The sequence below is a fragment of the Thermus sp. NMX2.A1 genome, from assembly GCF_000511705.1.
GTDB classification, from domain to species: domain Bacteria; phylum Deinococcota; class Deinococci; order Deinococcales; family Thermaceae; genus Thermus; species Thermus scotoductus.
In genome coordinates, this window is the sequence record NZ_ATNI01000107.1 from 1 (window position 1) to 1,178 (window position 1,178).

Consider the following 1,178-nt stretch of genomic DNA (forward strand, 5'->3'; position numbering starts at 1 on the left):
CTATGTACACGTCAAAACCTCCATAGGGCATAACCCCAAGGGACTTCCGCGCCTTCCTCCCCCTGCACCCCAGAGGGCAAGCGCCCAAAGGGTGAGCAGGTCCAGCCCCGCCCGGAAGAGGCTCTGTCCCAGCCTCCCGTGCTTCTTGGGCCTCACCGGACGCACCCGGTGCAGCACAAGCCCCGTCCGAAACGCCCACACGAAGGCCAGGCTCAAGGGGACCAAAAGCCGCGAAAGCCTCTCCCCCCGCGTCACGTGCGTGGCCTCCAGGTCAAATCCCCGCCCCTTCAGGGCCCCAAAGAGCCGCTCTATCCCCCACCTGAGCCCGTACACCTCCAGCACCCGGTGAGGGTCCAGGTCCGTAGCCACAATCAGCCACTCCCGGACCCCAAGGCGCAACCCCACCACCCACATGCGCCGCCCGTAGACCCAGTACCGCCGCCTGGGCACCCGGCTCTCTCCCACCTTCAGGGAGGCAAAGAGCTCCCAGGCCCGAGGGCCCGAGCCCAACCGCCACATCCGGGTGTTGGCCTTGATTCGGATGCACCGGGGGATGCCCTTCTCCTCCAGGTACCGGAACCACGCCTCCCCTATGAACTCCCGATCCGCCAGGAACCCCTCCACCCGGAGGTGGGGGAAGTGGGCCCTCAGGAAAGCCAAGGCCCTTTCCATCAGGGCGATGCGTTCGGGGGTGGAGGAGTTGCCGTCGTGGGGAAGGAAGCTCCAGAACAGGGGGACGGCCAGGCCTTGGTACAGGAAGGCCAGCATCAGGAGGTTGACCTTGCTCTTCCCCAGCTCCCACTCGGTCCGGTCCATGACCAGGAGGAGCCCTTGGGGTCGGAGGAGGGCGAAGATGAAGCGGGCATAGCCCTCCCCGTCCAGCCCCGGCCAGGCCAAGAACCGCTGGAACCTTCGGTAGGCGGAGCGGGGGTCAGGGCTGGCTATGGAGCCGAGGGAAAGAGCGAGTCTGGGGCCGCTTGTGGTGCGGGCGGTGACCAGAGCCATCACCAGGGCGGCCAGGAAGGTGAGGCGCCTGAGGTCGGCCTTCCAGTATCGCTTCAAGGCGTTGATGAGTGGGGTAAGCTGTTCCATGGGGACCACCTCCTATGGGTACCTGCCCATCCACGTGGGCGCAGGTCCATCCTAAAGGGGTGGTCCCACGTTTTGACGTGTACTGA

Annotated in this window: 1 protein-coding gene; it reads right to left on the minus strand. The window is 66.0% G+C overall.

What is annotated here, in order from left to right; all coding sequences use genetic code 11:
• Complete coding sequence (locus tag TNMX_RS11150; RefSeq protein ID WP_014514485.1) at positions 1 to 1,092, minus strand: IS4 family transposase; 1,092 nt, start codon at positions 1,090 to 1,092, stop codon at positions 1 to 3.
• Positions 1,093 to 1,178 lie beyond the last annotated feature (86 nt).

What these genes read in the sequence shown, in the direction of transcription:
- TNMX_RS11150 (WP_014514485.1), bottom strand. Translation starts at nt 1,092, where the DNA reads ATGGAACAGCTTACCCCACTCATCAACGCCTTGAAGCGATACTGGAAG.